The 18,095-nt window shown below is 39.9% G+C and carries 14 protein-coding genes; 3 read left to right on the plus strand and 11 right to left on the minus strand.

Features of this window, described 5'->3' with window-relative positions:
- Positions 1 to 42: 42 nt before the first annotated feature.
- Complete coding sequence (locus tag ACST13_RS10830; RefSeq protein WP_459523215.1) at positions 43 to 1,341, minus strand: UDP-N-acetylmuramoyl-tripeptide--D-alanyl-D-alanine ligase; 1,299 nt, start codon at positions 1,339 to 1,341, stop codon at positions 43 to 45.
- Between the two features lie 30 nt (positions 1,342 to 1,371).
- Positions 1,372 to 2,304: a sulfite exporter TauE/SafE family protein gene (locus ACST13_RS10835; protein WP_459523216.1), complete on the minus strand. Its 933-nt coding sequence runs from the start codon at positions 2,302 to 2,304 to the stop codon at positions 1,372 to 1,374.
- A gap of 118 nt (positions 2,305 to 2,422) precedes the next feature.
- Between ACST13_RS10835 and leuS the strand changes: the two genes are divergently transcribed.
- Positions 2,423 to 5,239, plus strand: a complete 2,817-nt coding sequence (gene leuS, locus ACST13_RS10840; RefSeq protein WP_459523217.1) for a leucine--tRNA ligase — start codon at positions 2,423 to 2,425, stop codon at positions 5,237 to 5,239.
- 5 nt (positions 5,240 to 5,244) lie between these two features.
- Here the strand turns inward: leuS and ACST13_RS10845 are convergent, their stop codons facing one another.
- From ACST13_RS10845 to ACST13_RS10880, 8 genes are read right to left on the minus strand one after another with little or no spacing between them, the layout of a single operon-like run.
- On the minus strand, positions 5,245 to 7,500 hold the full coding sequence (locus ACST13_RS10845; protein WP_459523218.1) for a TonB-dependent receptor: 2,256 nt from the start codon (positions 7,498 to 7,500) through the stop codon (positions 5,245 to 5,247).
- A gap of 6 nt (positions 7,501 to 7,506) precedes the next feature.
- Positions 7,507 to 7,866, minus strand: a complete 360-nt coding sequence (locus ACST13_RS10850) for a hypothetical protein (RefSeq protein ID WP_459523219.1) — start codon at positions 7,864 to 7,866, stop codon at positions 7,507 to 7,509.
- A gap of 1 nt (position 7,867) precedes the next feature.
- Positions 7,868 to 9,229, minus strand: a complete 1,362-nt coding sequence (locus ACST13_RS10855; protein ID WP_459523220.1) for an alkaline phosphatase family protein — start codon at positions 9,227 to 9,229, stop codon at positions 7,868 to 7,870.
- A complete protein-coding gene (eboE, locus tag ACST13_RS10860; RefSeq protein ID WP_459523221.1) occupies positions 9,226 to 10,383 on the minus strand; it encodes a metabolite traffic protein EboE in 1,158 nt (385 codons plus the stop codon). The genes ACST13_RS10855 and eboE overlap by 4 nt, the downstream gene beginning before the upstream one ends.
- Position 10,384: 1 nt before the next feature.
- On the minus strand, positions 10,385 to 11,530 hold the full coding sequence (locus ACST13_RS10865) for a 3-dehydroquinate synthase (protein WP_459523222.1): 1,146 nt from the start codon (positions 11,528 to 11,530) through the stop codon (positions 10,385 to 10,387).
- 4 nt (positions 11,531 to 11,534) lie between these two features.
- The gene (gene eboC, locus ACST13_RS10870; RefSeq protein ID WP_459523223.1) at positions 11,535 to 12,410 is read right to left on the minus strand and encodes a UbiA-like protein EboC; all 876 of its coding nucleotides are present in this window, start codon (positions 12,408 to 12,410) and stop codon (positions 11,535 to 11,537) included.
- A complete protein-coding gene (locus ACST13_RS10875) occupies positions 12,410 to 13,429 on the minus strand; it encodes a TatD family hydrolase (RefSeq protein ID WP_459523224.1) in 1,020 nt (339 codons plus the stop codon). Before ACST13_RS10875 ends, eboC begins: the two co-directional genes overlap by 1 nt.
- A gap of 4 nt (positions 13,430 to 13,433) precedes the next feature.
- Positions 13,434 to 14,207 carry an EboA domain-containing protein gene (locus ACST13_RS10880; protein ID WP_459523225.1) on the minus strand — a complete coding sequence of 258 codons (774 nt, stop codon included), beginning with the start codon at positions 14,205 to 14,207 and terminating at the stop codon, positions 13,434 to 13,436.
- 119 nt (positions 14,208 to 14,326) lie between these two features.
- Here ACST13_RS10880 and ACST13_RS10885 point away from each other — a divergent pair, with 119 nt between their 5' ends.
- Positions 14,327 to 16,174, plus strand: a complete 1,848-nt coding sequence (locus tag ACST13_RS10885) for a YgiQ family radical SAM protein (protein WP_459523226.1) — start codon at positions 14,327 to 14,329, stop codon at positions 16,172 to 16,174.
- A gap of 38 nt (positions 16,175 to 16,212) precedes the next feature.
- Positions 16,213 to 16,440, plus strand: a complete 228-nt coding sequence (locus tag ACST13_RS10890) for an alkylphosphonate utilization protein (RefSeq protein WP_459523227.1) — start codon at positions 16,213 to 16,215, stop codon at positions 16,438 to 16,440.
- A gap of 63 nt (positions 16,441 to 16,503) precedes the next feature.
- On the opposite strand, the gene ACST13_RS10895 is transcribed toward ACST13_RS10890, so the two are convergent.
- A complete protein-coding gene (locus ACST13_RS10895; RefSeq protein ID WP_459523228.1) occupies positions 16,504 to 17,763 on the minus strand; it encodes a DNA recombination protein RmuC in 1,260 nt (419 codons plus the stop codon).
- Positions 17,764 to 18,095 lie beyond the last annotated feature (332 nt).

Consider the following 18,095-nt stretch of genomic DNA (forward strand, 5'->3'; position numbering starts at 1 on the left):
TTTTGAAAGGTATTTTCTTAATAAAGTGCAAATTTAATGCAATTATTTGGAATTTTCTAGAAATGCCAAAACACTTTCTAATTGAATTCCTCTTGAACCTTTAACTAAAAGAAAACTAGCGTGAATGGGGTGGTCTTGCAACCAAGTATGCAAGCCAAATTTATCTGGAAAATAATAGGCAGCTGGTAAGTGGATTAAAGCATGCTGCATATACTGGCCTACTAATAATACTTTTTCAAAGGATAAGCCCGTAATCAGTTTTCCTAGGCTTGCATGCTCCTCTTCCGTAGACTCCCCTAATTCAAACATATCTCCTAAAATGATTATTTTAGGTTCTCCGTCAGTTTCAGCAAAGTGCGAAATAGCGGCCGTCATCGACGATGGATTCGCATTATAAGCATCCATTAAAACTTGGTTTGATCCTATTTTGATGAACTGAGAACGGTGATTATTCGGAATATAGGTGCTAATTCCTGCATTGCATTGTTCATCACTTAGTTGAAAGAATTTTCCAACTGCCAATGCTAGTTGAATATTTTCGAAATTATATATGCCTGGAAGATGGGAATCGATGACCTTACCTGATTCAATAGAATAGCGAACCATTGGTTTGGCTTCGACTAAAGAAGTTGGGAGGTCTGTATTTATATAAACGGCATTCTTCATCCCTCTTTCTTGAAACATTTCTTGAACTGGCCCAGCTTGCTGAGGTAAAAAAGTAATACCACCTGAGGTATTTAGAAAGTCGAATAACTCGCCTTTCCCTTTTCGAACTCCCTCTATTCCACCAAAACCTTCCAAATGTGCCTTTCCGATATTAGTAATTAAACCGTGTGTGGGTTGTGCGATATGGACTAATTCGCGGATATCTCCTTGCTTATTAGCTCCCATCTCAATGACCGCAATTTCGTGTTCTTTTTTGATCGATAATACGGAAATCGGAACTCCAATATGGTTGTTTAAGTTACCGGTGGTGGCGAAGCAATGGTACTTTTGGGATAAGACTGAGAAAATCAATTCTTTCGTTGTTGTCTTTCCATTCGAACCCGTTAATCCAATAATTGGAATTGATAGCGTCTGACGATAAGCTGTTGCTAGTGCTTGTAAGGCCAATAGTCCATCTTCAACAAGCAAAGTTCTTTCTCCAGCTAAATAATCTGCATCATCGATAATGGCATATTGTGCACCTTTGTCCAAAGCTTCCACTGCCATCGCATTGGCATTAAAATTAGGGCCTTTGAGGGCAAAAAATAGGTTGCCAGCTTGGATATTGCGGGTATCAGTTGATACTCCTGTGGAGGATAAAAACTTCTCTAAAAGCGTTTGCGTAGTAACAATCATTAGCCTGTTGTGACAATTGACTGTAAATATCTATAAAAATTTTGGAACCCCTAAGATAATCTGACGTAGACTGACGATGATTATAACGATTCCCACCAAAATCATCATGGTTTTAACAGGAAGTTTATTCGCTAAACGCGCCGCAATCGGTGCAGCGATGACTCCGCCTAAGATCAAGCCAATAATGACATGCAAGTATCCTAAGCCTATGACGAAAAAAAAGGTCAGAGAGGATGCGAGTGAAACAAAGAATTCTGTCAGATTTACACTTCCTATGGTATATTTTGGATGGCGTCCTGAGGCAATCAAGGTAGAGGAAACGATAGGTCCCCAACCGCCACCACCGATGGAATCTAAATAACCACCAAATAGAGCTAGCCAACCAACTCTTTTCAATTGACGTTTTTCTTGACTCTTAATCAAAGCCTTGCGGATTATTATGGCTCCTAAAAATAGGGTATAGACGGATACAATTGGTTTTATGTAGCCAGCATAATTCTCTAAGCTTGATAAAACATAAGCACCTAAAATGGCACCTATTACGCCTGGGATGACGAGTGTTTTAAATAATTTGGAATTCACATTGCCAAACTTCAAGTGCATATAGCCCGAAACTCCTGAAGTAAAGACTTCTGAGGCGTGAACGCTAGCCGAAGCAGCAGCAGGAGTGATTCCCACTGATAATAAAAAAGTGGTTGCAGTTACGCCATAGGCCATCCCTAGTGCACCATCTATCATTTGCGCGATGAAACCACCTACTACATAATATAAAATGGAGGAATCTACGGTGTTAAACACGGCTATGATTTTTTCTGCAGTCAGGTAAGTGAATAAAAGATGCCCTACAATCATCAAAGCCAACGCATTACTGATGTGAATAATCACTTCAGTGATGCTGCGATCACGCATCCAAATGGTTTGGATGGCGTTAAATATACTTGGAAAATTTCTTTTGGGTGGCATAGATTTTCTAATTCCCTACAAAGTTAATAGACTTTACTTAATCTACTAACAAAGTAGAGTAAATATTTTTTCATAAAAAAGCCTTAATTTGCACCTCCTTTTGAAATAACAATCATTTATGCGTACAGAGTATCAGTTTAGAGAGATCGAGAAAGCTTGGCAATCCTTTTGGGAAGCGAATAAAACCTTCCAAGCTCAGGTAAATCCGGCGAAGCCGAAATATTATGTGTTAGATATGTTTCCGTATCCATCTGGGGCGGGATTGCACGTAGGTCATCCGCTGGGGTATATAGCCTCTGATATTATTGCCCGCTTCAAGCGTTTGCAAGGATTTGAGGTGTTGCACCCGATGGGTTTTGACTCTTTTGGCCTACCTGCAGAGCAATATGCCATTCAAACGGGTCAGCATCCAGCAATTACTACGGAGCAAAATATCACACGCTACATAGAGCAATTAAAGAATATGGGCTTCTCCTTCGATTGGTCGAGGGAAGTGCGCACATCAGATGCCTCCTATTATAAATGGACGCAATGGATTTTTATGCAATTATTCAATTCATGGTACAACCAAGCATCGGATAAAGCAGAGTCTATCGATACGTTAAAGGCTATTTTATCTGCCAAAGGTTCGATCAGTTTAAAAGCAGTTTGCGATGAGGACGTCTCTCGAATTACAGCTGAAGAATGGAATGCCTTGTCAACAGACGAGCAATATGCGTATTTATTAAGCTTCCGATTAGCTTATTTAGATGATTCAGTCGTGAATTGGTGTCCTAAATTAGGGACCGTTTTAGCGAATGATGAAGTGAAAGACGGCGTTTCAGAGCGTGGTGGTTATCCAGTGGAGCAGAAGAAGATGCGCCAATGGTCGATGCGAATCACAGCTTATGCTGATCGTTTATTGAGAGGCTTAGAAGAAGTTGATTGGGCTGATTCCTTGAAGGAGCAACAGCGCAATTGGATTGGAAAATCGATTGGAACGGATGTGGAATTTGATATCGAAAACGTTTCAGATAAAAAGATAAAAGTATTTACTACCCGTGTGGACACCATTTATGGGGTTTCTTTTATGGTGTTAGCGCCTGAGCACGAGTGGGTAGCAGAATTAACGACACCTTCGCAGAAAGAAGCGGTGGAGGAATATGTGAATTGGGCCAAAACCCGTTCAGAACTAGACCGCGTCTCGGAAGTGAAAACCGTTTCAGGTGTTTTTACGGGGACTTATGTAATCAACCCAGTGAATCAAGAACGTGTTCCTTTATTCCTAGCTGACTATGTGTTAGCGGGTTATGGTACAGGAGCGGTGATGGGTGTGCCTTCTGGAGATCAGCGTGACTGGAATTTTGCGAAACATTTCGATTTGCCTATTCCTTCCATTTTAGATGGCCAAAAAGACATCGAAAAACAAGCGGATCCCACGAAAGAAGGTAAATACATTAATTCAGGAATGATTAATGGAATGGCTTATAAAGAAGCGACGGATACCTTGATTACTTGGTTAGAGGCGAACGGAATTGGAAAAGGAAAAGTACAATATAGAATGCGAAATGCGGTATTTAGCCGTCAGCGCTATTGGGGAGAACCTGTGCCTGTTTACTTTAAACCAACGGCTTCAGGAGAATTATTGCCTTATCTAATAGATGAGTCTGATTTACCTTTAGAATTACCCAAAATTGATAAATACCTGCCTACAGAAACGGGGGAGCCACCTTTAGGTCGCGCTGCTTCGGACTGGAAGTACAAAGGTCAATATGATTATGAGTGGTCGACGATGCCGGGTTGGGCAGGTTCCTCTTGGTATTGGTACCGCTACATGGACGCAACGAATTCAGGGGAGTTTGCTTCAAAAGAGTCAATAAACTACTGGAAAGCAGTGGATTTATACATCGGTGGATCAGAACACGCGACGGGCCACTTGTTGTATTCTCGTTTTTGGAACAAATTCTTGAAAGATTTAGGCTATGTGCCGGAAGAAGAATTTGCGAAGAAATTAATCAATCAAGGGATGATTCAAGGTCGTTCGAACTTCGTTTATCGACTAAAGGATTCAGCCAAAGTCACTTTCGTTTCACACGGATTAAAAGATCAATACGACGTGGCGGCACTTCACGTGGATGTGAATATCGTGGAAAATGATGTCTTAGACTTAGAAGCCTTCAAAAAATCAAGAAATGACGTGCCAGCAGATGCCGAATTCATTTTAGGAAGTGGCAAATATGTGTGTGGTTGGGAAGTGGAGAAGATGTCAAAATCGAAGTTTAATGTCGTTAATCCAGATGATTTAATTGCCAAATACGGAGCAGACACACTACGTGTCTACGAGATGTTCTTAGGGCCATTAGAGCAATTTAAACCGTGGAACACGAATAGTATTTCTGGATCGCATAATTTCTTGCGCAAGGTTTGGCGTTTATTCTTTGATGATAATACGAACACATCGAAACTAGCAGACGCACCTGCAACACCAGAAGAATTGAAAGTATTGCATACGGCGATTCGCAAAGTGCAAGACGATTTAGATCGCTACTCCTTCAACACGGTTGTTTCTACTTTAATGATCTGTGTGAATGATTTAGGGGCGTTAAAATGCCACAAAAAATCAATTCTGCGTGAATTAGTGATCTTGTTATCTCCTTATGCACCGCATATCGCTGAAGAACTGTGGGTTGCCTTAGGCGAGCAGGAGGGAAGTATATCGTATGCTTCATTCCCAGTTTTCAATGCGTCCTTCTTAGAAGAGAATGATTTCAATTACCCGATCTCATTTAACGGAAAGGTGAAGTTAACGCTTGCTTTTCCTGTGACGGCAACTCCAGCTGAGATAGAGGCAGCTGTTTTAGGCAATGAACAAGTGACAAAACATTTGGAAGGTAAGACCCCATCGAAAGTGATTGTGGTTCCTAAACGGATTGTTAATATTGTTTTAGGTAAATAAGCGTACTAAAAATCGACTCGAGTACTAAATATAGGAATAAGTGGAAGCGCATACCGATAGGTAAGCGCTTTTACATTTCCATCATAGCGTTCTTCAATAATATTATTTATGTTAAGGACATTTTGTAAGTCTGCTCGAAAAGTCCAAGTGTGCTGTTTTCTATTTAATTTATAGGCAAACGATAAGTCTAATCGATGAAAAGTGGGATATTGACCTTCCATCATTTGACTTGAAGTTAAAACGGTCGTATTTCTTTTAATGGATTCTGCTAAATTGATGGGCGTATAGCGATTACCGCCTCTGATCAAATACCTTAAATTCACCGAAATCTTCTGACGAAAATCTTTTCCTACTAATAGGTTAGCTGCATAATTATTATTGAATTGAGTATTATACCAAACGTTTTTCTTGGCTTGATATTTAGTGTCAAAAACAGATGCCGTAATTAAATAATAAAAATCATTACTTAGAAAGCGTTCAATGGTTAATTCAATTCCTTTGTTTTCTCCTTTTCCTACATTTTCTAATACCTGTGTAGGAATTCCAGAACTATAATTTAAAAGGGAGAACGTACTGTTTCTATTTGAATCCACTGGCGCCTGACTAATATTTTGTAGATAGGCTTCTACCTTCAAGCGGGTATTTTCTCCCAATTTTTGGTCATAAGCAATTACTTGATGAAGTGATACGGCTGGCTTTATAGATTGATTAGGCATTTCTGAAATTTTGCCTTTGTATCTTTTATAGAAATAGACAGAGAGGGGCTCTAAGCGGGAGTGAACGCCCATTCCCACACTAAATCGACCACCTGAATTGGTATTCCAGGATAAACCAAGTCTTGGCTCCCAACCTTGAGCCTTATTTAACTCAAATTGATAGTGATGAATTCCAGCCGTAACGCTTAATTGTGAAGTCCATTTTTTATTTAATTGCACATATTGCTGCCAATAATAGGTTTTATCATCTTCATCTAAGTAGGTGATTTTATTTCTATTTTCAAATAATTTATAGGATAATTGACTGCCATTGATGCCTATTTTCAACTGAGTTGTTGAATTAAAGCGGTGCAAATAATAGGTGCTAAACCGCCAGGACGGGTATTGGTAGGTTTGTTCACGAGTTTTGACGTTAAAATCTTCATGAATAATTTCTGTAGACTCAGTTGTGTAGGCCAAAACTGTTTTCCAATGCCCCTTTTTTAAGGGAAGTTTATGCGAAATTCCACCTACGGCTAAATAACTATTCGTGTAATCATTCGTATTAGTCTTTAAGTCTTCTGTATTATTAGCTCCTGCAATTCCCCATAAAGTAAAGGAACCTGATTTTTTTGTAGGCAATTCTAGTAAGTAATTTAAGTCTCGGTAGGCAGGTTTAAAATTGCCACTATTAATATTGACTAGTCCTGATTTAAGTAATATTTCCAAAGTGGAATATCTGAAACCTAGCCGATATGATCCCCCTTTTTGACCGATTGGACCTTCGCTAGCCACATCTAAACCTACTACCGAAAGGGTTGCCATCCATTCTCGCTTAAGATTATTCCCTCGTCTAAGGCTTAAGTCAAAGACACCTGAGGATGCGTTGCCATATTCTGCGGGGAATGCACCTGACATAAAATCAGAATTGGCTAAACTAGTGGAGTTAATCATGGAAATAATGCCACTGGTTGATCCTTGGCCATCTCCAAAATGATTTGGATTTGGGATTTCAATGCCCTCCATTCTCCATAACAAACCTTTAGGTGAATTACCTCGAATGATGATTTCATTATTTTGGTCTGATCCCGCGTTTGTTACACCCGCAAAATTCAATGCCATTCTTGCAGGATCTTGAAATCCACCGGCATAACGTTGAGCTTCTAAAAGGCTAAATTGTCTTGTGCTGACAATGGCAAATTCATTTTTTGCAACATCTTTTGGTTTTTCTGCTTGGACCCTAACTTCCTGAAGGAATATAGGGTTTTCCTCTAAATCAATGGCTAAATAACTTTCTTTTCCGGCAATCAGCTCAATTTTAGGTATACTAAATTCCTGATACCCTAGAGCTCTAATTCGTAATTGATAGGAATTAAGCGGGAGTTTGAAAAAGGAAAAATTTCCAATAGAATCAGATTTAGCAATTAGATTAGATGGGGATAAATAGATATCGGCAAATGAAATAGGCTGCTGGGTATGTTTATCCAGCAGCCTACCTCGTATGTTTTGAACTTGAGAAAAGCTAGTATAAGAAATTAGAAGTACTATGAATTGAAATGTTCTCAAACTAATTTAATCTCGTGGTGGCCCACCTTGACGCGTTTGGCTTTGCATCGTTTTGTATTTTTCTAGTTGCTCAGGCGTTAAGATTGCTTTGAGTTGTTCTGCTTGCGCATCGTTTACCTTTTTCATCTCTGCCATCATTTCCTCTCTTTCCATTCCTTGCTCACGTAATTCCATCATTTTAGTCATTCTGGCCGTAACAAGTGGTTCCACTTTAGCCACCTGATCTTTAGATAAACTTAATTCAGTCGTCATTCGGTCCATTTGACGTTGAACCATGGCCTGAGGATCCATACCTTGTGCGTGGATGTTTGTGCTAAATGCCATCATTGCTACAATGAAGGCAAAAATAGTGCTAATCTTTTTCATGTTATTTTGGAAAAATTGTTTCCCAAATATATTGATATACTTGGGTTGCTTGTATCTGTTTACTGATATTTTGCGACGAAATAAAAACCGGATAATACACTTCATCACAGAATGGACTTCCATGTGAACCTTTAACTAAGTTCGCATCTAAAGGAATTACATCCATACGGTAGCGGAAACCTAACAGCTTGCGAGCTAATTTATAGGCTGCTCTGAGCTTTATGAAGGGGTTTTTAGGATCCATAAACATTTCGACTGGATCGTAACCGGGTTTTTTGAAGATGTCTACACATCGGGCAAAATCAGGTGCTTTGGCATCATTAAGCCAATAATAATAAGTAAACCACTTGTCAGAATCTGCGACCAAAACCAGATCACCGCATCTTTCGTGAGCGATCTGATAATCAGCTAGTTCTTTTCCACTTAGGATTTTAGCGATACCAGGTACCTTTTCTAAAATCGCTCTAGTTTCTGAAGTATTCTTACAGTAAATATGTGCGATTTGGTGATCTGATACAGCAAATGCTTCACTAGCACCTGGATCTAATAATTCCAATCCTTGTTCTTCCCGAATCGCAATTTTACCCGCTTCTCGTAAGATTCGATTTAGGTGAATAGGCGTATTTACATCATTGATGCCATACTCGGACAGTAGAATAATTTCTGTATTTTTTGATTCGAAATAGGTGATTAATTGTTCTAAGACGCGGTCAATTTCTTTTAATTCTTTGGCAATCGCAGGTAAATCTACCCCGAATTTTTGCAGACAATAGTCTAAATGCGGTAGGTAGATTAGGTTTAGCGTGGGATTGTACTTTTCATCCACATAGATAGACGCATCTGCAATCCATTGAGTGGATTTGATATTTGCATTAGGTCCCCAAAAATTAAATAAGGGGAATGTACCTAATTGAGTTTGCAATTCATCTCGTAAGGAGGCAGGATAGGAATAGCAATCAGGCGCCTTCACTCCATCTGAATGGTATTGTGGACGAGGAGTGACAGAATAATCCGCCGAAGAATACATGTTATACCACCAAAACATCTTCGCACAGGTAAAATTCGGATCCTTTTTCTTCGCCGCTTCCCAGATTTTTTCAGCTCCCACTAAGGCATTTGATTGCTTCCAAAACTTCACTTCTGAATCTATTTTATCATACCAGCCGTTTCCCACGATTCCGTGTTCGGATGGGTTTTTGCCCGTTAAATAGACGCTTTGGGATGTAGTTGTTACGGCTGGGAAAGGAGGTTTGATTTTTTGAATCTGCTTTTTTTGAATATAGGCATACAAAAATGGAGTATATTCAGCTGAAATTATACTTTCGCTGAGTCCCACCACATCAATTACAGCAGTCTTTTTCATAGTCCTAATATATCTGTGATAGTTTTAATTTCACGACTGATGGAATCGGCCATCGGTAGTTGATAGGCTGATGGTAAAACGCCCCAGGTATAGGTTTCTATTTCCAAATGTCGGGTAAAAGGACTTTTCATTTGAATTTCCATTGTCTCCCGAATCTCTTGTTGAGTGGATGCTAAAAGGCCATAGGTCTCTAAGAACAAGGGCACGTGAAAATGAACGCGCCATTCTTCGTAAGTAGTAGGCTTATAAGCTGCAAAAGCCTCATCTAAGTCTTTAAATTCTTCGTAAGTTCCATCCTTTCGCAAGGCCTTTACCTGATGCAAATACACCGGTTCTTGGTACTTCTTTAATTCCTCTAATTTCGCTTCTACTTGATTCCTCAAATCCACCCGAAGCGCTGAGCTGATTTGAATCTTCCCTACGGGTATATTTTTAGCTTTTAATTCATCGATGCTCATCTTAGGGCGATCAAAACTCACTCCATAATGGCAAATATCAAAGCATAATTGAATATGTCTTCTTATCAAAGTAGAATCGCCAGCAGGTAAAAGTATATTTTCATACCAATCCACAAAATTCCTGTGATTGCTCAATAAGCCGTCCGGTTCAGGTTCTATATCAATATGAATGATTTTACCTGTTTGCTTTTCGATTTCAGCTAACACATCGACCACTTCAAGTAAATGTTTAGTCGAGGTCTGCATCGCCTCTTCGCGTTCCTTTTCGGAATTAAACCAGTATCGATAGGAGAGTGGAGACGTCGAAATGCCACCCTCATTTTCTATTAAAAGCTGTGCTAAAATATGCGCTAATCGGATGGTATAATCTCTGCGTTCCGTCGTCGTCCAATCCGGCGCATGCACCTGATCTTTTACAATCGTATCATGAAATCCGCCATAGGGGAATCCATTCAGCGTAAAAACATATAAACCTTGATCGGTAAGCCACGATTTTAATTCCTGCAAATGAGCCGGATCTTGCAAATCAATACTAGCCTGGTTCGCAAGACGCAGCCCTAAACCCATCGATTTTGTAGGTGAAACTTGTGCCTTTACCTCCGGAACGAGTTGTTTTAATTGTGCAAAATGTTCCGACCAAATCTCTCCGGTATGAATATTGCTGCAATAACTCAGGTGTCCGTAAGGCGTTTTCATTTTACGCGATTTGTTCCAGGTGGTCGACTGATTTTTTGATCATGGCTAGGTCCATGGTATGTACTTCCACGCCCTTTCCTAATTTTTCAAGCAAAGTGATGGTTAATTGACCTCCTAAATGTTCTCTGAATTCATTCAGGCCATTGGTTAAGTTGATTTTATCATTTTCTGCCAAAGCCGGATGGAAAATTTCAAATCCTATTTTTTTCAACAAGCTGATAATTCGATCTAACTCTTCTTTTTTCAACGAACCAGTTAAGTGAGAATATACGCAATCTAATGCAATCCCAACTGCCACTGCTTCTCCGTGACGGATTTTAAAATCAGTTAAATATTCTAATTTATGTGCTGACCAGTGGCCGAAGTCCAAAGGTCTAGCTGATCCTAATTCAAACGGATCTCCACTAGCGATATGTTGCATGTGCAGATCAGCACAACGGTATATTTGCTCAATCATCACCGCTTTACTACATTGATTCATCGAATCGGCGTTTTCTTCCAGCCACTCAAAAAAAGCAATATCCTTAATTAAGGACACTTTAATCGCTTCTGCAATGCCGGAACGCCAATCGCGGTCTCCAAGACTTTCTAAGAAGGAATAATCATTGAATACGGCAACGGGAGGAGCGAAGGTGCCTAGGAAATTCTTTTTGCCTAGGTAGTTAATGCTGTTTTTTACGCCGACACCGGAATCGTTTTGGGATAATACCGTCGTCGGAATGCGGATGAATTTCACTCCTCTATGTGAGATGGCAGCGGCATAACCGGCCATATCTAAGAAAGCACCCCCACCGATGCAGGCCACAAAGGAGTGGCGATCGATTCCGTGCTCATCTAAAGCGCGAATCACTTCCTCGTAAAAGCGAGGATCGTTTTTGCAGACTTCTCCGCCAGGAAGCACTAGGATTTCTGGGGCTAAATCCGCCGGAGAATGTTGTTGAAAATAGCTGACAATCTCCGCCGTTAATCGGGGTTGAATATCTGTTACTCCTTTGTCGAGCACAAAAAGGATTTTTTTGCGAAAGCTAGGGTTGCCGTAGTTTTGGACAAAATCAGTAAAAATGCGATTTTCAGGAGCAAACAAATGTTCCGTGAAGAATACCTCGTAAGAATAGGGTACCTGAAAATGTTGTTTTAAAGATTGCATAGGTTTACGTAACGGCGAATTTTTTAGCTAAACCCAAAGATACGGGTAATAAGGCTAAAACAAAGAGGGCCATGATCCATTGTCCACTCGATGCGACCCAAGCTGCATTCATTAATATAAGTGTTAAAACGCCTGTTTTTACTGTTAATCCAATGTTTTTCCCTACAGGATTCGCTATTGCGATTCGAAGTTTTCTAAAAATCAGGATAAAGTGGGCCAGGACAAATACCAAAGCATACTCCAATTGTTCCGCTAAATATAGTTGTGACCCGTGCACGATTAAAAATAAAAACCCAGCAAAATAGAGTGTAATCGCTTTGCCGCCATGTACTTCTCCTCGGCTAACAAGTGTAATGGCTGCAATGTAAATCAACGGGATGGCGATTACTGGGAAGTGCTCCAAAACGCCCAATTCATACACGCTCATTCCTAAAAGTAAATTGAATGCCCGGCATAATCCCATGTTGATGGGGCCGAAAATTCGCATATGCTTTCCTTTCCAATCATAAAATAGTGCTAAGGCGGTAATGAAAACCGCTATAAATCCACTTAATCGATTTTGCCAAAAGGCTAAAAATATACCCAACGATAGCAACAAAATACCGCCTATAATTGCTTCTGATCGTTTTATTCGCCCACTAGGAAGCGCTCTCTCAGGTCTTTCGACGGTATCTAATTCGTGATCAAAAATGTCATTAAATACGACTCCGCCTGCATATAAGCACATGCTAGATATACCTAAAAATATGGCAGGGTAGAACTGGTAATCTAAACCCCCAAAAGTAAAACCAACAATGGCCAACCCAGCCAGTATATCAGATAAGGCGGTTACCACATTGGCTGGTCGCGTTAATTCGGCAAAAGCTCTGATCTTACTCATTAGCGAATGAAGATGGAGTTTTTGTCTACGCAAGGTGCTTGACCGCCGCGCAAAACCGTATTGCCATTAAACTTCAAGGATTGATCTATTTCAAGACCATGAATAAAATCCTTTTCATTGATTTGTCCACTCTGAGCAAAAGAATCCAACGCGTTTTGATAGGTTACCTTTTGTATATCCACCGCAGAAATACCTTTTATCTTCATTAGGGCTGCTGTTTTAGGAATCGCCAAAGGATCAGAAATACCCCAGTCCGCCGCCGAATTCACCATGATTCTTTCGGAGCCATATTGTTTAACGATCTCTACCATTCGCTCATTTCCCATCTTCGTGAAGGGGTAAATAGTGAATGCCGCATAGAATCCCTGGTCCAAAACCGATTTAACGGTCTCCTCATTATTATGATCAATTACCACCATATTGGGTGCTAAGCCGTGCTCTAAGGCAATCGCCATACTGCGTTCCGTTCCTTTTTTCTTATCCCGATGCGGCGTATGCACTTGAACGGGCAAACCCATTTCTTTCGCTAATTCTAATTGAGCACGGTAGTATTTTTCCTCAGCGGCTGTTTGGTCATCAAATCCAATTTCACCCACACCTACGACGCCTTCTTTTTGTAAAAACAAAGGCAAAATTTCCATTACTTCTTCCGCAAGTGCCTCATTATTCGCCTCTCTAGAATTTAATCCAATAGTGCAATAATGTTTTATGCCAAATTGTGACGATCTAAAACGCTCCCAACCCACTAAGCTGGCAAAATAATCCTTAAATGATGCCAATCCAGTTCTAGGTTGCCCTAGCCAAAAAGCCGGCTCAATAATGGCCACCACACCGGCATCTGCTAGCGCTTGGTAATCATCGGTCGTTCTGGAAGTCATGTGAACATGCGGATCAAAGAACTTCATCCCTTGTGTATAAGCGGCAAACCCGCCCTCTACTTCTTGGGCGGTTTGTTGTTCTTCGTTCGATCCTTCGAAGTGCGATGGATTTAATTTGGCTTCGTTTGGGTTTTGGCACATAGTATTAGGCGGTATATATAGGTTCTGCTTGTTCTAAGGCCTTCCAGGCTTCTAGAGGGCTATTATTGATGATTAATTCAGCGGCTTTTCGATCATTTGCATCTTCGCTTTTCGAAAGCTTTGCTACATCCTGTTCTATTGATTCTGTTTGGAAGTTTCGTATTAATCGCCAAACCTGAGATGGCACCCGTCTTCCTGCAGCCCATCTTTCATGGGCAAAGTCAGCTAAGGTATCAGCTAAAGCTTGATTAGAACGCTCATCCAAACCTATAATTAAGTGAATGGGTTTATCATTAAATATACATTTAAGGACTAATTGGTTCCAGGCTAAATCGCTGAAATAAGTTTGGGGATATGGATTTCCAAAAGCAATGGCATCAAATACAGGCCCCATATTAGATCTAACAGCATCTGTAGCGCGGTGCAACCAAATTTCTGGTGTTTTCAAAACAGGTAAAGCGCGGTAAAGAGCGACTAATTCATTCATCTCAGCCGTATCAAATAAGGTTTCGATTCTTGATTTTCCATCCTCTTTTTCTGCCAAATGAATTAAGAAATAAACGCGTACTAATTGATCCAGTGTGGCATTTTTCCAATTCCAACCTGTTATAATGGGAAGCTCATTTTCGATTGAATGCTTAGCGATGATGCGAGGAACCATTACAAACGCGAGTGAAATTCCTTTCGCATCAGCATGTAATTTTTCCTCTATCCAAGCTATTTCAGCAGGACTAGTTAATGCAGCAATTGATTGGAAAATTAATTCGGCGGTATTCAATACGATAATAGGTTTAATTCCTCTGTTTGAACGAATTTACTAAAAAAATGTGAATTGATTCCTGATTTTTGGCATGATATTCAATAGGTAAAGCCCCTAAATTCCGTTAATTTTGCTTTATGGAAGAAAGACCGATAACCGACTGGCTGCCCCTCACGAAAAAAGAGGTTGAAAAACGTGGCTGGGATGAACTGGACGTGATTTTAATTTCAGGTGATGCCTATGTGGATCACCCGGCTTTTGGCACGGCAGTGATAGGTAGAATCATGGAAAGTGAAGGTTTGAAGGTAGGCATCGTTGCTCAACCTAACTGGAAAGATGATTTACGCGATTTTAAGAAATTAGGTAAGCCTAAATATTTCTTCGGCGTTACAGCTGGTTGTATGGATTCCATGGTGAATCATTACACAGCTAATAAGCGTTTGCGTTCGAATGATTCTTATACTCCTGGTGGTGAAGCGGGTTTTCGTCCAGATTATGCGACCACCGTTTATACAAAGATTCTTAAAGAAATTTATCCAGATGTTCCCGTTTTAATCGGTGGTATCGAGGCGTCCTTGCGTCGTGTCACGCACTATGATTATTGGGAAGATAAATTATTCCCTTCTATTTTAGTCGATTCTGGTGCTGATATGTTAGTTTATGGCATGGGAGAACAACCATTGCGCGAAATTATGCGCGGGGTGAAGGAAGGAAAGAAATTAGGGGATTTGACCCATATTAATCAAGTGGCTTTCTTACAGAAAACGGCACCATCCTGTGACTGGGAAACGGTGGAATTAGCGAGTCATGAGGTTTGTTTAGAAGATAAGATTAAATATGCTTCGAATTTTAAAATCGTCGAGGTTGAATCCAATAAGTGGCAAGCCAATCGAATCATTCAAAAAGTAGGGGAGGACGTTTTAGTTATTAACCCTCCTTTCAAAACAATGGATGAAGTAGAAATGGATAAATCATTTGATTTACCCTATACGCGTTTGCCGCATCCGAAATATAGAAAGCGTGGTCCTATTCCCGCTTTTGAGATGATTAAATTCTCGGTGAATATGCACCGCGGTTGTTTCGGCGGCTGTAGTTTTTGTACGATTTCTGCCCACCAAGGAAAGTTTATTGCCTCCCGGAGTGAGAAGTCGATTATGAAAGAAGTGGAGCAAATTACCAAAGCTCCTGATTTCAAAGGATACATTTCTGATTTAGGCGGTCCTTCGGCTAACATGTATAAAATGAAGGGAAAGGATGAGGATATTTGTGCACGTTGTGTAAGCCCATCTTGTATTCATCCGGTGATCTGTAATAATTTAGATACCTCCCATAAACCATTAACAGATATCTATCGCAAGGTAGATAAGCATCCTGGGATTAAGAAGGCTTTTGTGGGATCTGGAGTTCGCTATGATCTTTTAGTGGATGATTTCAATAAGAATAATTCTGATGGGAATCACGATGAATACATGGAGCAATTGATTACGCGACACGTTTCGGGTCGTTTGAAAGTAGCTCCTGAACATACTTCTGATGCCACTTTGCGCGTAATGCGTAAGCCATCTTTTAAGTATTTCCATGCATTTAAGAAGAAATACGATGAGATTTCTGCCAAATTTGGCCTAAAACAACCGCTCATTCCCTATTTCATTTCGTCTCACCCTGGTTGTGAAGAAGAAGATATGGCTAATTTAGCTGCAGAGACAAAAGATTTAGGTTTTCATTTAGAGCAAGTACAAGATTTTACGCCTACACCTATGACAGTGGCGGAAGTGATCTATTATTCGGGTGTACACCCATATACCTTGCAGCCAGTAAAAACGGCAAAAACAAGGGAAGAGAAACAGAATCAAAATAAATATTTCTTCTGGTATAAAGCAGAATACAAGGACTGGATTCGAAATCGCTTAACTCAATTAAAGCGCCCAGATTTAGCTCAACGATTATTAGGGTTTAGAAACAATAAAAATACGTGGGAAAAGTAATTTCTGAACGTAATAATTAACCAAAAAACAACAAAAAAATGGATGAGGAAGATGAATTAATCGTTCTCGATAGTAATGGTGCTATATTAAAAGATGGCGATTCTGTTACCGTGATTAAAGATTTAAAGGTACGTGGATCATCCGGTGTAATTAAGCGTGGAACCATGGTAAGAGGCATTCGCTTAACGGATGACGCTGCCGAAATTGAAGGCAAAGTGGAGAAATCGATGATGGTTTTGCGAACTGAGTTTTTAAAGAAAGCCTAAGTCTAAATGAGAGCATAGATTAGAGAGTATAGATTTTTATCTCTACTCTATAATCTCTAATCTCTAATCTAATTCCTCCGGCTCCTCATCTTGAACGAGCCCTTGATTTAGCTTTTTAGTCGATTTGATGCCTAGTTTGTGTAAGTTTTGAGCTCTATTTATTAAGTTTCCTTTGCCTGAGCTTAATTTATTTAGTGCATCATTATGCGAATCCTCCGCTTTTTTAATGTGCTTTCCTACATCTTCCATGTCTTTCGTGAACCCGACAAATTTGTCATATAAATCACCAGCCTGACGCGCAATTTCAATCGCATTTCTCGTTTGATACTCTGTTTTCCAAACCGATGCAATCGTACGTAAAGTGGCCAAAAGGGTAGAAGGGGAGACTAAAACAATCTTTCGATCCCACGCATAATTAAATAAAGTAGTGTCCTGGCTGATTGTCGCCACAAATCCCGATTCAATAGGTATAAATAAAAGCGTAAAATCAGGACTGGTTAAATTCAAAGCCGAATGATAATCCTTTGCCGACAGTTCTTTAATATGTGTTTTCAAGGATTCAATGTGCGCTTTTAGTGCGGCCTCTTTCTCTATTGTTCCATCCTCGGCACTCGTATATCTCTCATAAGCAACTAAAGAAACTTTACTATCAATGATTAAGTTTTTATTATCGGGTAAAAAGATGACAGCATCGGGTTTAATCGTCTCATTTTCTTGATTTTTAGTCACAAATTGTGTTTGGTATTCCATCCCATTCTTTAGGCCAGAGCTTTCTAATACTCTTTCCAAAATCATCTCTCCCCAGTTACCTTGTGATTTATTAGATCCCTTCAAGGCATTCGTCAAATCCTCTGTCTTTTGAGTGACTGTTTGATTTAGGCTCGTTAAGTTCTTGATCTGCTCCATCAGCACGGTACTTTGCTCCAAACTACTTTTTTGGCCTAGGTTCACCTTTTCCTCAAACTCCTTCAATTTCTCCTTCAGTGGGTTTAAAACATCATTTAATTTCACCTGCTGTTGGTCGCTAAGCATTTTTCCTTGCCTTAAAACGGATTCATTGCTGATTTCAACGAGCATTTTTCGCAGTTTTTCCTCATCCGATTTTTGATTTTCAACCGTCATCTTTAAGGTCTCATTTTGGCCTTCTATCTGGGATAATTTCCCAAATAAGGTTCTATTTTCAGCCTCCAAAGCCGTTTGTTTCGCCAGATCTTGGTTTGCTTGTGCTAATTGACTCTGTAATAGAGCTAATTTTCCCTGAAAAAGGATGTAGGTAGCGCCTGTGCCAGCTAAAATGGCTAAAACGATATAGATGATTGTCATGCTGTAAATGTAAAGCATAAAGCATAAAGCACAAAGTAAAAAATTGATAATAGATAGGAGAGTAGAGAGAGGAGATAAGTCCGGAGGGAATGAGTCCGAAGGGAATGAGTCCGAAGTCGATAGGCAAAGTTCAAAGAGCAAAGTTTAAAGAGCGCGGGCAAATATTTCAAGAATGAATAATAAACGAGGCGGAAGCCTCTTTTTTAGGCACTATCCCATTAACTGTGTAAGTAAAAAATAAAGGGTTCGGATTTTCATTTAAATTCGGACCCTTTTTTCAAATATAGCCAAAAACTGGTTAATAATAATTCCCCAATTATGAATTGGCATAC

The organism is Aquirufa sp. A-Brett2-W8 (genome assembly GCF_054558755.1).